The sequence below is a fragment of the Microbacterium sp. ZKA21 genome, from assembly GCF_050434165.1.
Taxonomy (GTDB): domain Bacteria; phylum Actinomycetota; class Actinomycetes; order Actinomycetales; family Microbacteriaceae; genus Microbacterium.
In genome coordinates this window covers 72490-88987 of record NZ_JBNPVV010000006.1, presented here as the reverse complement: position 1 = coordinate 88987, position 16498 = coordinate 72490, and the positions used below count along the sequence as shown (strand labels likewise).

The window sequence follows — 16498 nt, the reverse complement described above, 5'->3', positions numbered from 1 at the left end:
CCTCCCCACCCCCAACGAAGGAGCTCTCATGAAGCACCGCACCCTCGCCTCCGGCATCGGCATCGCCGCCGTCGCCGCGTTGGCACTGACCAGCTGTTCCGCCGGACCGGATGCCGGAACGGAGGCCGCCGAGCTGGACACGTTGTCCATCATGGCGCCCTACCTCGTGACCAACGCACCCGAGGACGGCAACCAGTTCGAGACCGCGATCGAGGACGAGATCGGCGTCGACCTCGACATCACCTGGGTGCCGAACTCGTCCTACGGCGACAAGGTCAACATCACCCTCGCCGGCGACGACCTGCCCCAGGTCATGGTGATCCAGGGCAAGGATCCCGGCTTCGTCCGCAACGCCGAGGCCGGCGCGTTCTGGGACCTCACCGACTACCTCGACGACTACGACAACCTCAAGACGACGTTCCCCCAGGTGCAGCACTCCTCCAGCATCAACGGCAAGGTCTACGGCATCTTCCGGTCGCGCGACGTCATGCGCGAAGCCGTCATCATCCGCAAGGACTGGCTGGCGAACCTCGGCCTCGACCTGCCGACGACCACCGACGAACTCCGCGAGGTCGCCACGGCCTTCACCGAGAACGACCCCGACGGCAACGGCGTCGACGACACCTACGGCCTCATCATCCCCAAGTGGCCGGGCACGATCGGCACCAACAGCCCGTGGGATGCCATCGAGACCTGGTACGGCGCGGGCAACCGCTGGACCGAGCGCGACGGCGAGCTGGTCCCGAACTTCACCACCGACGAGTGGCTCGAAGCCGTCCAGTTCGAGCGCGAGCTCGTCGAGGACGGCGTCGTCAACCCCGATTACGCGACTTTCGACTCCGCGAAGTGGAACGAGCCGTTCCTCACCGGCAAGGGCGGCATCATCATCGACGTGCACTCCCGTGCCGGCCAGCTGATGACCCTGCTCAAGGAGCAGGACCCCGAGGGCTTCCAGAACTACGTCGACGTCACCGGCAACCTCGAAGGCCCGGACGGCGAGCTGAACGCCCTCCCGACCGCCGGGTACAGCGGCTTCCTCGCCATCCCGAAGGCTCAGGTCAAGACCGAGGAGCAGCTGCGCGCGGTCCTCGAGGTGCTGAACAAGATGAACTCGGACACGGTCGGTCCGTTGCTGAACAACGGCATCGAGGGCGTCACGTACGAGCTCGACGGCGACCTCGCCGTCGCGATCGACGACGTCCCGCAGGCGGACAAGGACACCTCGGCCAGCTACGCGCAGCTCGGCACGAACGTCACCGGCTTCCAGGGCTACCTGCCCAAGCAGGCGTCCGAGTACGAGCAGGAGATGTACGACAAGCGCAAGGAGATCGAGGCCTCCGACCTCGAGTCCGCCGTCTACGACCCGTCGGCCGCCTACGTGTCCGAGACCTACGTGTCCAAGGGCGCGCAGCTGGACACGATCGTCGCCGACGCCCGCATCCAGTACATCGCCGGGCAGCTCGATCTGGACGGCCTGCAGGATGCTGTCGACCTGTGGCGCTCGAGCGGTGGCGACGACGTCATCGCCGAGATCAACGAGCTGGCGGACGCCGACTCCTGATCCGGATCGCTGGGGCGGCACCTGGTGCCGCCCCAGCCTCCCGAGAGGTTCTCCTATGACCATGCTCGACAACGCCGTGACGGCGACCGAGACGCTGACCGTCGAGAAGACGTCCAAGCGGCGCCGCGGCGTCCGTGTGCACTTCACGCAGTTCAAGTGGCTCTACCTGCTGCTGCTGCCAGGCATCATCTACTTCGTCCTGTTCCGTTACTGGCCGATGTACGGCGCGATCATCGCGTTCAAGGACTACGTGCCGTTCCTCGGCATCCAGGACAGCCCGTGGGTCGGCTTCGCGCACTTCGAGGATTTCTTCTCGTCGCCCGACTTCCCCCGGCTGCTCGCCAACACGCTGATCCTCGCGCTGCTGAGCCTGGTGATCGCGTTCCCACTGACGATCATCGTGGCGCTGCTGCTCAACGAGATGCGCCTCATGATCCTCAAGCGCACCGTGCAGACGCTCATCTACATCCCGCACTTCCTGTCGTGGACCGTCGTCGCATCGCTGACCTACCTGCTCTTCGCGCTCGACATCGGTCCGCTGTTCCAGCTGATCAACAACGTCCTGGGCACGGATGTGAACTTCCTCGCCGACCCGGCCTGGTTCCGGCCGATCATCGTGCTGCAGGACATCTGGAAGAACACCGGCTGGGGGACGATCATCTTCCTCGCCGCCCTCGCCGGCGTCGACCAGGCCCAGTACGAGGCCGCGATCATCGACGGCGCAGGCCGCTTCCAGCGCGTGTGGCACATCACGCTGCCCTCGATCCTGCCGACCATCATCGTCATGCTCGTGCTGCAGATGGGCCAGGTCCTCAACACCGGTTTCGAGCAGATCTACCTCATGACGAACTCGCTCAACCGCTCGGTCGCCGATGTCTTCGACACCTACGTGTACTTCATGGGCATCACGCAGGGCTCCTACAGCTACAGCACCGCGGTCGGCCTCTTCAAGGCGATCGTCGGCGTCGTCCTCATCTTCGGCGCGAACTGGCTCGCCAAGCGCTTCACCCAGGCAGGGATCTTCTGATGGCACGCGAGAAGTATCGGTTCAACACCCCCGCAGGGCGCGTGTTCGACGTGTTCAACATCGCGCTCATGGTCGCCGTGGCGATCCTCGCGCTGGTGCCGTTCGTGTTCGTGCTCGCCGGGTCGTTCGCGACCGAGGCGGAGCTCGCGACGCGCTCGTTCTTCCTGTGGCCGGAGACGTTCTCGCTCAAGGCGTACGAGGCGATCTTCACCAGCCCCGCATTCCTCAGGGCGCTCGTCACGACGATCGCAGTGACCGCGGTGGGAACGCTCGTTCAGCTCATGCTGACCGCCTCCATGGCGTATCCGCTGAGCAAGGCGAACCTCCCCGGAGGGAAGCTGATCCTGTCGCTCATCGTGTTCACGATGGTGTTCGGCGGCGGCATGATCCCGACGTTCCTCGTCGTGAAGGACCTCGGCCTGCTCAACAACTACTGGGCCCTGATCCTGCCGATGGCGATCAACCCGTTCAGCCTCATCATCATCAAGAACTTCTTCCAGCAGCTCCCCGCCGAGCTCGAGGAGTCCGCGAAGATCGACGGCGCGAACGAGCTGCAGACCCTGTGGAGCATCATCCTGCCGCTGTCCAAGCCCGTGCTCGCCACGTTCGCGCTGTTCTATGCGGTCGGCATCTGGAACGACTTCATGTCGCCGCTGCTGTACCTCAACGACAACTCGATGTGGACGCTGCAGATGTTCCTGCGCCAGGTGACGGTCGCCACCGACCTGTCGGTCGTCGAGCAGGACCCGACCCAGCTGCCGCCGGCGCAGGGCATCAAGTTCGCGGTGATCATCGTGGCCACGCTGCCGATCATCCTGTTCTACCCGTTCCTGCAGAAGCACTTCGCGAAGGGGATGCTGATCGGATCGGTGAAGGGATGACCCTGCTGTACCGCAACCCGCTGACCTCGGCATCCGATCTGGACGGCTGGGTCGCCGAAGGCCCGGTCTCGGCCGAGCCGACAGGCGAGGGGATGCTGCTCTCCAGCAGCGGCGGCGTCGACGACCACTTCACGTTCTGGTGCCCCGAGTCGTTCGGCGACCGCATCCGGATCACGTGGGAGTTCTCGCCGCGCTCGGAGCCGGGGCTCGCGATGCTGTTCTTCGGCGCTGCCGCGGATGCCGAGCAGCACCCGGATGCCGACGGCATCTTCGACGACGCTCTGGCGCCGCGCAGTGGGGCCTACCCGCAGTACCACTCCGGCGACATCCGCACCCTGCACGTGTCGTACTTCCGGCGCCGATGGGAGGACGAGCGCGCGTTCCACACCTGCAACCTGCGCAAGTCCCCCGGGTTCCACCTCGTGTCGCAGGGTGCCGACCCGCTGCCGCCGGTCGTCGACGCCCGCGAGGCGTTCTACCGCATCACGGTCCTGAAGGACGGCGCGCGCGTCGCCTTCTCGATCGACGATCTGCCGCTGTTCGACTGGACCGATGACGACAGCACCGGTCCTCGCATCCGTGACGGGCGGATCGGGTTCCGCCAGATGGCGCCCCTCGTCGCCTGCTACCGCAACCTGGAGGTTCACTCGCTGTGACCGATTCGACCGTGACCGTTCCGCTCCGCTGGCTCGATGGCGAGAGCCCCGCCCGTCTGCGCGGCGGCTCGACGTGGGGTGTCCCGCTGCCCCGCGGCACCGTCGCCGACCCTGCCGCCCTGCGGCTGCGCGAAGTCGGCGGCGACGCCGTGCCCGCGCAGTTCTGGCCGCTCGCGACGTGGCCGGACGGCTCGATCAAGTGGGCCGGGTGCGCCGTCGGGGCGTTGGACGCCCCCGGCTCGTATGAGATCGCCACAGGGTCGGATGCCGCGCCCGCCGCCGGATCCCCCGTTCAGGTCGAGAGCGCCGGCGAAGAGATCGTCGTGGGCAACGGCATCCTCGAGATCGCGTTCCCGAGCGCGCCGTCGGATGTGCTGGCGCACCGGGTGACCCGCGGCGGTCGCGTCGTCGCCGAGGATCTGCGCCTGGTGAGTCTGCTGCAGGAGGAGCTCCCCGAGGACGGCGGTGCCGCGCCGCGCCGTCGGTTCCGCTCGCGCGTTCACACGGTGGTGCTCGAACAGAACGGTCCGATCCGCGCCGTGGTGCGCGTCGATGGCGTGCACCGTTCCGAGGACGCCGCCCGCGAATGGCTGCCGTTCACCGTCCGCTTCGTCATCATGGCAGGCTCCGCCGAGGTGCGCCTCGTGCACTCGGTGATCTGGGACGGCGACGCCGAGCACGATTTCCTCGCCGGACTCGGTGTCCGCGCCGACGTGCCGCTGCGTGCGGACCTGCACGACCGTCATGTCCGCGTCGCCGGGACGGACGGCGGCTTCTTCGCCGAAGCGGTCCGCGGTCTCACGGGTCTGCGCCGTGATCCAGGCGCTGAAGTCCGCGCCGCGCAGATCCGCGGCGAGCAGACACCGCCGACGGACACCTGGAACCCCGAGGTCTCGACACGGCTCGACCTCATTCCCTCGTGGAATGACCTCACGCTGACACAGCTGAGCGCCGACGGCTTCGGCATCCGCAAGCGCACCGCACCCGGCCACGCCTGGATCGACGCCGGGGCGGGCACCAGGGCGGAGGGATACGTCGCGATCAGCGATCCGACGGGTGGCTTCGGCCTCGGCATCCGCTCGTTCTGGCAGTCGCACCCCGGCCAGCTCGACCTGCGGGGAGCAGCCGGCGAGCGCGCCGAGCTGACGGCATGGCTGTATGCGCCCGAGGCGCAGCCGATGGACGTGCGGTTCTATCACGACGGTTTCGGCCAGGACGATTTCGCGACCCAGCTCGAGGGCCTGGAGATCACGTACGAGGACTACGAGCCCGGTTTCGGTGACGCCCACGGTGTCGCCCGCACCCACGAGCTGACCCTGTTCGCCTATGACGCGACGCCGCTGATCGAGGAGGTCGCCGCCTCCGTCGAGGCGATGCAGCGACCGCCGCTGCTGCAGCCGACGCCAGCGCATCTGCACGCCGTCGGCGTCTTCGGCGACTGGGCGCCGGTCGATCGGTCGACGCCGGCGCGCACCGAGATCGAGGACAGCAACGACTTCCTGCTCGACTTCTATCTCGGCCAGATCGACCAGCGCCGCTGGTACGGATTCTGGAACTACGGCGACGTCATGCACGCCTACGACCTCGATCGCCACGTGTGGCGCTATGACGTCGGCGGCTACGCCTGGGACAACAGCGAGCTCTCCCCCGACCTCTGGCTCTGGTACTCGTACCTGCGCAGCGGCCGCGCGGATGTCTTCCGGCTCGCCGAGGCGATGACCCGCCACACCGGCGAGGTCGACGTCTACCACCTCGGCCGCTGGCAGGGTCTCGGCTCCCGGCACAACGTCCAGCACTGGGGATGCAGCGCCAAGCAGCTGCGCATCTCGAGCCCGATCTACCGGCGGATCTTCCACTACCTCACCGCCGACGAGCGGGTCGGCGACCTCCTCACCGAGCTGCGCGACAGCGACGAGCGCTTCGTCGACACCGACCCGACGCGCAAGGTGCGCACGGACGCCGCGACCTACCGTCCCGATCGGGCGGCGCTGGCCGTCGGGCTCGGGACGGACTGGGGCGCGCTCGCGGCCACCTGGCTCGCCGACTGGGAGCGCACCGGGAACGAGCGCTCCCGCGACCGGCTGCTCGGGACGATGGCCGACATCGGCGCCCTGCCGCACGGGTTCCTCACCGGGGAAGCGCTGTACGACATCGAGACCGGCCGCTTCGACACGACCCGCGACCGCATCGCGGTCTCGCACCTCAGTGCCGTCTTCGGCCTGGTCGAGGTCGCGAGCGAGCTGATCTCGCTGGTCGACGTGCCCGGCTTCCGCGACGCCTGGCTGCAGTACTGCCGGCTCTACCTCGCCTCCCCGCAGGAGCAGGAGGAGGCGGTCGGGCAGCGGCTCACCGGCATCCATCTCGAGCAGGCGCACAGCCGGCTGACGGCGTACGTCGCGGCGGCGACGGGCGACGACGAGCTCGCGGATGCCGCATGGCAGGCCTTCGAGGGCATCGGTGAGTGGCTCGTGCACCGGCGAGACTTCGTCCTGCGCCGCATCGACGGACCCGCGGTGCTCAACCCGGTGGACGAGGCGCCGAGCGTGGGCACCAACGACGTCGCGCAGTACGGTCTCGCTGCGATCCAGAACCTCGCGCTGATCGGTCACCGGCTGCCCGCGGTTCGGAGTGATTCCGGGAGCTGATCTGCCCCACAATGGGGAGATGTCCTCCGAACGCCCGTCGCGGTTCCTGGCCTCGGTGCGCAGGGCGATCCGGACCGATCCGTCGCGCGTCGCGCTCACCGAGGTGCACCCGATCCTCAACGCGACGGTCGTGTCGAGGATCCTGGATCTCGCGCTGCGCATCGGCGAATCGATGTTCGCGGTCGGCGCGTCCGCCCATGACGTGACGTTCGCGATCACTCGCGTCGCGCAGGTCTACGGGCTCAAAGGCGTGCAGGTGGACGTGACCTTCACATCGATCACGGTGTCGCACCACCTCGGCGAGGACGATGCGCCGACGACCCTGCTGCGCGTCGTGCACGCGGCGTCACCCGATCACGCCAAGCTGCAGCGGCTGCAGGCTCTCCTCGCCGACATCCAGGACGGGATGGGGCTCGACGAGGCGCGCAGCACGTTCCGGGCGATCCGGCGGACGCCGTTCCTGTACCGCCCGACCGTCGTGATCGTCGCCCGCGCACTGCTCGCTGTCGGCGTCGCCATTCTGTTCGACGCGACGCCCGCGCTCATCGTGCTCGCCTTCCTCGCGGCGCTGGCTGCGGCCTTCGCACAGGCCGGACTCGCCAAGGCGCGCGTGCCGTCGTTCTTCGGTCAGATCGCCGGCGCGTTCATCATCACCGCGTTCGCGACGGTGGTCGCCGCGCTCGGATCAGCGGGGATCGCGCCGTTCGACGGCGTGCGCCCCTCGATCATGGTGGCCGCGGGCATCGTCCTGATGCTCTCGGGGCTGTCCGTCGTCGCCGCGGCTCAGGACGCGATCGACGGGTTCGCGCTCACCGCCGGCGGACGCATCCTCGATCTCACGATGCAGACCGTCGGCGTCGTCCTGGGCATCCTCATCGGGCTCGGAGTCGCGCAGCTCGTCGGGTACGGTTTCGAGCGTCCCGACGACGCCCTGCCCTTCGGTCCCTTGCCAGCTCAGATCGCGGGGGCCGTCATCATCGCCGTCGCGGTCGCGCTGTTCAACGGCGCAGGTCTCCGGATCATCGTCGTCAGCGCCGCCCTGAGCGTGATCGCGATCCTCGGCTACAGCTCGTCCCTGCTGCTGGGCATCCATGAAGGCGCGGCCAGCGCGGTCGGCGCGCTGCTGGCGAGCTTCATCGGGATCCTGGTCGCGCGCAATCTGCACGTGCCGTCGGTCGCTGTCACGACGGCCGCGATCGTGCCGCTCGTCCCCGGATTGACCGTGTTCCGCGGTCTGCTGGGGCTGGCGGACTCGGACGGCACACCCGAGTCGATGCTGGTGAGCATCGCCCCGCTCGTCCTGGCCGCGTCCATCGGCGTCGGCCTGGCCGCCGGGGCGTCTCTGGGGCTCTATCTCGGCACGCCGTTGCGCGCGACGCTCGCCGGCGTCGCGAAGTCACGCGCCAGGGTCCGGCACTGACGGGCGCCGAGCCTCGGTAGGGAAGGCACATGCCGGTTCCGACGCGCCATGACCGACGTTCGTCTTCCACCGCGCGGCGTATCGATCACCAGTTCGGCGGGTGCGGCATCCGACCGGTGCGACGCTCGAGTTCGGCGGCGAGCGCGATGATCGTGGCCTCTCCGCCCGGGCGCCCGATGAGCTGAACGCAGACGGGGTGGCCGGACGCATCCGTCGTCACGGGCACCACGATCGCCGGAAGACCCGCGACGTTCACGAAGCTCGAGTACGGCGCGTAGCGCACCTGCTGGGCGAAGTTCTTCGCGGCATCCTCCGCGTCGAACCAGCCGACCGGACGCGCCGGCAGTGCGAGGGCCGGCGTGAGCACCGCGTCGAACGGCGCGAACGCCGTGACCGTCTCGCGCTCGAACACGGTCGCCGCGGCGAGCGCGTCGAGCACCTCACGGCCGGACAGCCTGCGCCCCTCGCGGGCGAGCCAGGCCGTGATGGGCTCGACGTGCGCGAGTTCAGCGTCCGTCAGTGCCATGCGGGCGGCGCTCGTGCGCCACAGCGCCGTGAACATCGCCGCGTATCCGTGCGGTCGCCAGTCGAACGCGTCGACGTCATGGCCGTCGACGAGCAGCGCTGTGGCGACCTCGACCGCGCGTGCGGCGTCGGCATCCAGGCGGATGTCCTCGTCGTCGTCCCACGGCGACACCGTCGTGACGCCGATGCGCGTGCGCCCGGCGACGCGTTCGGTCGCCTCGCGAAATGGCCCGTCGCCGGGCGCGGCGGTCGCATAGGGGTAGGGGCGGCCGGTGATCTGGACGTCCAGCAGCAGCGCGGCATCCGCCACGGTCCGCGCGATCGGGCCCGCGACCGCCAGCCCACCAGGACTGTCGAGTCCGGAGGCGAAAGGAACGCGACCGCGCGACGGCTTGATGCCGACCAGCCCCACGGTCGCCGCGGGGATCCGGATCGATCCGCCGGCATCCGACCCCGGGGCCAACGGCAGGAGACCAGCGGCGACGGCGGCGGCCGCTCCCCCGCTGGAGCCGCCGGCGCCGTTCGCCGGATTCCACGGGTCACGCGTCGGCGGGCCGATGCGCGTCTCGGTGTACCCGGTCATTCCGAACTCCGGGGTCGCGGTCTTGCCGAGGCTGATGCCGCCCGCCTCGTCGAGCACGGCCGCCTGGTCCGCCGTGGCGTCCGGGACGAAGCCCGCGTGCAGCCGCGACCCGAAGCGCGTCGGGACACCGGCCCTGGCCACCAGATCCTTGTCGGCGAACGGGAGTCCCCACAGTGCGCCGTCGGGATCCGCGGAGTCCAGTGAACGGGCGCGTGCCAGCGCGGCCTCTGCGGTGACTTCGACGAACGCGCCGAGCTCGGCATCCGTCCGGGCGATGCGGTCGAGATAGTGCGACGCGAGCTCGACCGGCGAGATCTCCCGCGTCCGCAGCGCGGCCAGCTGTTCGATCGCGGTGAGGTCATGCAGCTCGCTCATGGGACGAGCCTACGGATACCCCGGGTGCCGGGGCGCATCCACCGACCGGTGGACCCCGGAATCCGTCCGTCCACGGCTACCGCTGCGCGCAGGCGCCCGCCACGCTGGAACCATGACCGACACAGTGATCCAGGTGCAGGCGCTGCGCAAGACGTACGGGGCGTTCACCGCCGTCGACGGCATCGACTTCGACATCCGCCGCGGCGAGACGTTCGCCCTGCTCGGGCCGAACGGTGCAGGCAAGTCCACCACGATCGAGATCCTTGAGGGATACCGGCACCGGACATCGGGCGACGTCCACGTCCTCGGAGTCGATCCGCAACGCGGCGGACTGGACTGGAAGGCCCGTCTCGGCATCGTCCTGCAATCCAGCGGCGACACAGGCAACGTCACCGTGCGCGAACTCCTCACCGAGTTCGCGGGCTACTATCCCCGCCCGCGCAGCGTCGACGAGGTGATCGCGGCGGTCGGCCTCGAGACCAAGGCGAAGGTCCGCATCGGCAAGCTCTCCGGCGGCCAGCGGCGGCGTCTCGACGTCGCGCTGGGCATCGTCGGACGCCCCGAGCTGCTGTTCCTGGACGAGCCGACGACCGGCTTCGACCCGGAAGCGCGCCGCCAGTTCTGGGATCTCATCCGCTCGCTCAAGGCCGAGGGCACCAGCATCCTGCTGACGACGCACTATCTCGACGAGGCCGCACAGCTCGGCGACCGCGCGGCCGTCATCTCGGGCGGCCGGATCGTCGCGATCGGAGCGATGGACGAGATCGGCGGCGCGGCAGCGCGCACCCCGCTCGTGCGCTGGACGGATGCTGCCGGCACCGTGCACGAGCAGCGGACCACCGAGCCGGGGTCCGTGGTCGCCGGCCTGTTCCGCGACGGCGGCGAACCCCGAGCCCTCGAGGTCGTCCGCCCGAGTCTCGAAGACATCTATCTCGGCCTGATCCGGGACGCCCCGTCCGCCGAAGACCTTCTCGTGGAGGAACCCGCATGACCATCACCGCACCCGCACCGGCCTTCGGCCTGTCGCGCACCGTCCGCCTCGGCATCCGTCGCATCGGCTTCGAACTGAAGCAGTACTTCCGCGCCGGCGACCAGGTGTTCTTCACCTTCCTGTTCCCGACGCTGATGTACGTCGTCTTCGCGACCATCTTCACCGGCGACTTCGGCGAAGGGCCGGATGCCGTGAGCATGGCGACGTACTATCTGCCGGGTCTCATCGCCGGCGGCATCCTGCTCTCCGGCGTCCAGGGTCCGGCACTCGAGATCGCGAGCGAGAAGAGCGACGGCACTCTCAAACGCCTCGGCGGCACGCCGATCTCGCCGGTGACCTACTTCCTCGGCAAGATCGGCGAGGTGTTCGTGACCGCGATCCTGCAGATCGCCCTGCTCATGGTCGTCGCCTCGACCGTCTACGGTGCGGCCCTGCCGACCGAGCCCGCCGCCTGGGCGTGCTTCGCCTGGATCTTCGTGCTGGGCCTCGTGACCTGCACCCTGCTGGGCATCGCGCTGTCGTCCGTTCCCCGATCCGGCAAGACCGCGGGCGCCGTCGTGATCCCGGTCGTCCTGCTGATCCAGTTCATCTCGGGGGTCTACATCGCCTTCGCGATGCTGCCGGAGTGGTTGCAGACCGCAGCGGGAGTCCTGCCGGTGAAGTGGATCGCGCAGGGCATGCGCTCGGTGTTCCTGCCCGACGCGTTCCGGGGCGCTGAGGTGAACGGATCGTGGGAGCTCGGCATGGTCGCGATCATGCTCGCCGTCTGGCTCGTGATCGGGTTCGTGCTCAGCCGGGTCACCTTCCGGTGGATCCGTCGTGACGGCTGATCGCACCGGCCGGGCGGAGGTGCCAGAGTGGGTGAGATGAGTCGGATCGGCAAGGAGCAACTGGGCTGGGACATCGCCGTCGGCGCTCTCATGGTCGTGATGTGCACGCTGGCCCTCACCGAGGATCCGCGGACGCCGGGCACGCAGTGGCTCCTGGTCGCCGTGGCTCTGGCCATCGGCGCGGTGTACGCGTTCGGCGCGCGCCGCTACGTGAGCATCCGCGAATCCCCGATCCCCTCCGTCGGCATCTCGTACGGCCTGCAGTCCGCCATGATCGTCCTGCTCGCCCTCGGGGTGGCGATCCAGCCGAACATGCTCCTGCTGCAGACGATCGTGCTGCCCCTGCTGTGGATGACCGCGCGCTCTCCCCGCCAGGCGATCGTCGCGACGATCATCAACGCCGTCGTCCTCACCGTGTCGTACTGGAGCTGGGGTGGATTCGCCTCCTGGGCGCTGCTCGGGGGCCTGCTCACCTCCGGGCTGTCGGCCGCGTTCTCGATCGCCCTCGGGCTGTGGATCACCCGGATCGCGGAATGGGGCGCCGAGCGTCAGCGCCTGCTCACGCAGCTCACCGACGCGCAGGCGAGTCTCGAGGCCGCGAGTCGCGAGGCCGGCGCGACGGCCGAACGCGAGCGGCTCGCCCGCGATGTGCACGACACGATCGCGCAGAGTCTGACGAGCATCGTGATGCTCGCCGAACGCGCACGCCGCGACGGGTCGGCAGCGACGATCGCGCTGATCGAGGATGCCGCACGCGATGCGCTGCGCGAAGCACGGGCCCTCGTGGTGGTGGAATCGCCGGCGACGGATCCGACGGGCTCGCTCGCCCAGGCGCTGCACCGCCTCGGTGCACGCTTCGAGCAGGAGACCGGGACGACGGTGCACGTCGACGCTTCCGAGTGCACGGTGCCCCGCGACGTGCAGGTCGTGCTGCTGCGCTGTGCGCAGGAGGGGCTCGCGAACGTCCGCAAGCACGCCGGGGCGACGACCGTCCGGCTGACGCTGCGGATCGACGCGGATGCCGCGCTCACGGTGCAGGACGACGGTCGAGGCCTCGGGGGAACGCAGATCGGTGTCGGCAACGGCTTCGGACTTGCCGGCATGCGCGAGCGGGTGGCGCTCGTGGGCGGCATCCTGGAGGTGGGGGATGCGGAGCCGGCCGGAACCGTGCTGACCGTGCGCATCCCTCTGACCGCAGAGATCCCGCTGACCGCAGAGAAGGACCCGTCATGATCCGAGTCGTCGTGGCCGACGATCACCCCGTCGTTCGCGCGGGCATCGTGGGCCTCATCGCCCTCGACGACGGCATCGAGGTGGTCGGCGAGGCTTCGGACGGCGCCGAAGCCGTCGATCTCGCCGCATCGCTGCGGCCGGACATCGTCCTCATGGACCTGCGGATGCCGCGGCTCACCGGCGCCGAGGCGACCGCCCGGATCGCGGACGAGTTGTCCGGCATCCGCGTCCTCGTGCTCACGACCTACGAGTCGGACGACGACATCCTCGGTGCGATCGAAGCCGGGGCGAGCGGATACCTGCTCAAGGCGGCTCCGCAGGAGGAGATCGTCGCCGGCATCAGGGCCGTGGCCGAAGGGCACACCGTGCTCGCCCCGTCGATCGCCGCGACGCTCGTCACGCGCATGCGTCAGGATGCCGCAACAAAGCCGCAGCTCAGCCCGCGCGAGCTCGAAGTCCTGCGCCTCGTCGCGGCCGGCCGCAGCAATCCGGAGATCGCGCGCGAACTGTTCATCGGCGAGTCGACGGTGAAGACGCACCTGCTGCACGCCTTCGAGAAGCTCGGCGTCTCGGACCGCACCAGGGCGGTGACCCTGGCGCTGGAGCTCGGGATCCTCTGACCTGCGCCGTTCGAATGACCCTTCATCCGCGTACGGAAGGGGTCATTCGTGCGATTCGAAACCTGCGGGCTACGCGCGGCGCATCTGTGCCGCGGCCGGGCAGTCGAACGGGTCGCTGGCTGCGAGGCCGACGCGGTTCAGATACTCGATCACGATCGCGTAGGAGCGCAGGATGCTCGTCTCGGTGTACGGGACGCCGTTCGCGGAGCAGTAGTCGCGGACGATCCCGCGGGCCTTCGACAGGTGCAGACGCGACATGTTCGGGAACAGGTGGTGCTCGACCTGGTGGTTGAGTCCGCCCAGGAACCAGGTGGCCCACCAGCCACCGGTGACGTTGCGCGAGGTGCGCACCTGCTTCGAGAAGAAGTCCAGACGCGCGTCGGGCGCGATGATCGGCATGCCCTTGTGGTTCGGGGCGAACGATGCGCCCATGTAGACGCCGAACACGGCCAGCTGCACGCCCATGAAGGCGAACGCCATGCCCAGCGGCAGAACCAGGAACACGGGAACGAGGACGACGGCGAAACGGACCGCGATCAGGCTGAGCTCGGTCCAACGGCCCTTGACGCCCTTGCGCGTGGTCAGGTGCTTGAGCCCGAGGTAGTGCAGGTTCAGCCCCTCCAGCGTCAGCAGCGGGAAGAACAGCCACCCCTGCTTGCGGGTGATCAGGCGGATGAGACCACGCGACTTCGCGGCATCCTCCTCCAGGAACGAGATCGTGTCGACGGCGATGTCCGGGTCCTTGCCGACCTGGTTCGGGTTGCCGTGGTGGCGGGTGTGCTTGGAGTCCCACCAGGCGTAGCTGATGCCGACGACGCCGGCGGCGAGGATGCGCGCCAGGCGGAAGTTCGCCGGTCCCGACGTCAGGATCTGGCGGTGCGCTGCCTCATGGGCGAGGAAGGCGACCTGTGTGAACAGGATGCCGAGGGCACCCGCGATCAGCAGCTGGAACCAGCTGTCGCCGAGGAGGATGAAACCCGTGATGGCTCCGCCGAATGCCAGCGCGAGAGCGCCGCCGACGAGGGAGTAGAAGATCGGAGTGCGCTGCATCAGGCCCGTCTCGCGGACGACCTGCTGAACCTCGCGGTACGCATTGGCCATCGGCGGGATCTCGGCGTTGCCCGCGTACGTCTGCCGCACGGGTCCGAGGGTCGAAGTGGTCGAGTCGAGCTGGGTACTGGAGATGATGCTCTCCTGCCGATCGGGAGCCCTTTGAGCTGCGGAAGCCAAAGGCAGTTGCCGATCGCTTCCCCCAGCGTAACCCCGGTGGTATGCGGTCTCCGGTATACGTCGGGCCGGCTCCGACCGGGCGGCGAGGGTCTCGGCTCAGGTCAGGCGCGCGCCCGACGGATGCGGCGACGCAGCCGCAGACGCAGCGGGTGCGCCTCGGGGCGGTCGCCGCCCTCGAGCGCGCGGCGCGCGTCGGCCAGGGTCGGGAAGGACCCCAACTCGGTGCCGTGGTTGTCGCGCACGAGGTGCGCTGCGCCGTCGAACTCGACGAAACCGGCGAACTCGCCGTCGCGGGTGGCGACGTGCACGTCGTCGTCGGCCTGTTTCCAGTCGAAGGACTCGTGGATGATGCTCATGGTGTTGCTGCTCATTGCTCTGCTCTGTGGCGGGCGCGCGCGTGCGCACCTCGCATCTCTGCGATCAGAGCGGATGCCGCGCGCGTCGGTGTGCGTGGTCCGTGATGGCCCTGATCAGTGGCGACGTGATGGCCGAATCTGCGGCGATGTCACTCACGTTGCATGGACAGTCTAGCAGGAGGCCTCGGACACGGGCTGGGAAGGTGGCCCGGGCCCGTCCATACGGCGCTTCGGTACGCGACACGCCGAGGGCCCTGTGCACACGCGCCATATGGACGGGTGGGGACGTCAGCTCACGGCTGCCGACAGGATGCTGAGCGGCACGGGATCCGCCGGGACCCATACCCGGCGGGGGTGCGCGGACGAACCATGCACGACCCACCGGCCGTGAGGTTCCGGCTGGTCCGGTTCCTCGATGGTCGGCACGGGCGCCGCACCCGACGGGCGCTCGGGCACGGGATCCGGTGCGGGCACGGGCACGGGATCCGGTGCGGGCACGGGCATCGGCCCCGGCACCGGCACCGGCACCGGCACCGGCACCGCAGCATCCGCGTCCTGCCAGGCCTCGCGGATGATGCGCCGCGGGTCGTAGCGGCGCGGATCGAGCGACTGCCAGTCCTCGCGGACGATCGCGGCGCCGGCCTCCTCCTCGGCCCGGCGCTTGGCCTCCAGCGTCATGTCCTTCAGCTGCCGCAGCACGGCGGCGAGACGGCCGGCGTACTGCGGCATCCGATGCGGGCCGATCAGCACAGTGGCGATCAGCGCCACGAGGAAGAGCTTCTCAACGGTCAGTCCGAACATGCCCGCGCCTCCCTCCGGTCATGCAGCCAGGCGATGAGGAGCGCGGTCAGGAACAGCGCGGTCATCGGGACCGCGATCAGGAACATCGACAGCACGTCGGCAGAGGGCGTCACCATCGCGCTGAACAGCACGATGGCCACGATCGCGATCCGCCAGCTCCGAGCCAGCGTGTGCGCGGGCAGGATGCCGAGCAGGTTGAGCACCACGAGGAACACCGGGAGCACGAACGCGATGCCGGTGGCGATCACGACCTTCAGGACGAAGTCGACATACGCGGATGCCTGCACCAGCGTGCTGTCCTCGGGATCCGCGAAGCTCGCGAGGAGCTCGACCATGTGCGGGAACAACAGGAAGCCGGCGGCGCACCCGGCGGCGAACAGCGGCACGGCCGCGCCGAGGAACCCGTAGGTGTACCTCTTCTCGCGACGCGTGAGCCCCGGCGCGAGGAACGCGAACAACTCGTACAGCCAGACCGGGCTGGCCAGGGCGATGCCCGCGAACAGGGCGATCTTGAGCTTCAGATCGAAGGCACCGGTGATGCTGTCGTAGTTGAGGCTGGCATCCTGCGACTCGGCGATCTCAAGGATCGGCGCCCGCAGCACCTCCAGGATCGGCCCGGAGAGCAGGTACCCGAGGATAACCCCGGCCAGGAGCACCGCCGCCGCCCGGAACACGCGCGTACGCGCTTCTCTCAGGTGCGATGACAGCGGCATCCTGGCCGTGGAGTCCGCCTCGACTCGGGTCGTGGCGAGGTCGGTCATGGC

Annotated in this window: 15 protein-coding genes; 10 read left to right on the top strand and 5 right to left on the bottom strand. The window is 69.1% G+C overall.

What is annotated here, in order from left to right:
• The first annotated feature begins 28 nt into the window (after positions 1–28).
• From M2317_RS13250 to M2317_RS13225, 6 genes are read left to right on the top strand one after another with little or no spacing between them, the layout of a single operon-like run.
• Positions 29–1561, top strand: coding sequence for an extracellular solute-binding protein (locus M2317_RS13250; protein WP_429460871.1), 1533 nt, complete (start codon positions 29–31; stop codon positions 1559–1561).
• A gap of 55 nt (positions 1562–1616) precedes the next feature.
• Positions 1617–2588, top strand: a complete 972-nt coding sequence (locus M2317_RS13245; RefSeq protein ID WP_429460869.1) for an ABC transporter permease — start codon at positions 1617–1619, stop codon at positions 2586–2588.
• On the top strand, positions 2588–3469 hold the full coding sequence (locus M2317_RS13240; RefSeq protein WP_429460868.1) for a carbohydrate ABC transporter permease: 882 nt from the start codon (positions 2588–2590) through the stop codon (positions 3467–3469). The genes M2317_RS13245 and M2317_RS13240 overlap by 1 nt, the downstream gene beginning before the upstream one ends.
• Positions 3466–4125 (top strand): DUF1961 family protein, encoded by a 660-nt coding sequence (locus tag M2317_RS13235; protein WP_429460866.1) that lies wholly within the window; start codon positions 3466–3468, stop codon positions 4123–4125. The genes M2317_RS13240 and M2317_RS13235 overlap by 4 nt, the downstream gene beginning before the upstream one ends.
• Entirely contained in the window at positions 4122–6770 is a 2649-nt protein-coding gene (locus tag M2317_RS13230) for a Tat pathway signal sequence domain protein (RefSeq protein WP_429460864.1), read from the top strand. Before M2317_RS13235 ends, M2317_RS13230 begins: the two co-directional genes overlap by 4 nt.
• 19 nt (positions 6771–6789) lie before the next feature.
• Positions 6790–8190, top strand: coding sequence for a threonine/serine ThrE exporter family protein (locus M2317_RS13225; protein ID WP_429460863.1), 1401 nt, complete (start codon positions 6790–6792; stop codon positions 8188–8190).
• Positions 8191–8275: 85 nt separating this feature from the next.
• On the opposite strand, the gene M2317_RS13220 is transcribed toward M2317_RS13225, so the two are convergent.
• Positions 8276–9673, bottom strand: a complete 1398-nt coding sequence (locus M2317_RS13220; protein ID WP_429460862.1) for an amidase — start codon at positions 9671–9673, stop codon at positions 8276–8278.
• A 112-nt stretch (positions 9674–9785) separates the two neighbouring features.
• Here M2317_RS13220 and M2317_RS13215 point away from each other — a divergent pair, with 112 nt between their 5' ends.
• The 4 genes from M2317_RS13215 to M2317_RS13200 are packed head-to-tail and all read left to right on the top strand — an operon-like array spanning position 9786 to position 13347.
• Positions 9786–10664 carry an ABC transporter ATP-binding protein gene (locus tag M2317_RS13215; RefSeq protein WP_429460860.1) on the top strand — a complete coding sequence of 293 codons (879 nt, stop codon included), beginning with the start codon at positions 9786–9788 and terminating at the stop codon, positions 10662–10664.
• Entirely contained in the window at positions 10661–11494 is an 834-nt protein-coding gene (locus M2317_RS13210; RefSeq protein ID WP_429460858.1) for an ABC transporter permease, read from the top strand. Before M2317_RS13215 ends, M2317_RS13210 begins: the two co-directional genes overlap by 4 nt.
• Before the next feature lie 36 nt (positions 11495–11530).
• Positions 11531–12727, top strand: a complete 1197-nt coding sequence (locus M2317_RS13205; RefSeq protein WP_429460856.1) for a sensor histidine kinase — start codon at positions 11531–11533, stop codon at positions 12725–12727.
• Entirely contained in the window at positions 12724–13347 is a 624-nt protein-coding gene (locus M2317_RS13200) for a response regulator (protein ID WP_429460854.1), read from the top strand. The genes M2317_RS13205 and M2317_RS13200 overlap by 4 nt, the downstream gene beginning before the upstream one ends.
• 69 nt (positions 13348–13416) lie before the next feature.
• On the opposite strand, the gene M2317_RS13195 is transcribed toward M2317_RS13200, so the two are convergent.
• From M2317_RS13195 to tatC, 4 genes are all read right to left on the bottom strand, one after another.
• Complete coding sequence (locus M2317_RS13195; RefSeq protein ID WP_429461165.1) at positions 13417–14448, bottom strand: fatty acid desaturase family protein; 1032 nt, start codon at positions 14446–14448, stop codon at positions 13417–13419.
• Between the two features lie 230 nt (positions 14449–14678).
• On the bottom strand, positions 14679–14948 hold the full coding sequence (locus M2317_RS13190) for a hypothetical protein (RefSeq protein ID WP_429460852.1): 270 nt from the start codon (positions 14946–14948) through the stop codon (positions 14679–14681).
• A gap of 273 nt (positions 14949–15221) precedes the next feature.
• On the bottom strand, positions 15222–15734 hold the full coding sequence (locus M2317_RS13185) for a Sec-independent protein translocase subunit TatA/TatB (RefSeq protein WP_429460851.1): 513 nt from the start codon (positions 15732–15734) through the stop codon (positions 15222–15224).
• Positions 15722–16495 carry a twin-arginine translocase subunit TatC gene (gene tatC / locus M2317_RS13180; protein ID WP_429460849.1) on the bottom strand — a complete coding sequence of 258 codons (774 nt, stop codon included), beginning with the start codon at positions 16493–16495 and terminating at the stop codon, positions 15722–15724. Before tatC ends, M2317_RS13185 begins: the two co-directional genes overlap by 13 nt.
• Between the last annotated feature and the right edge of the window lie 3 nt (positions 16496–16498).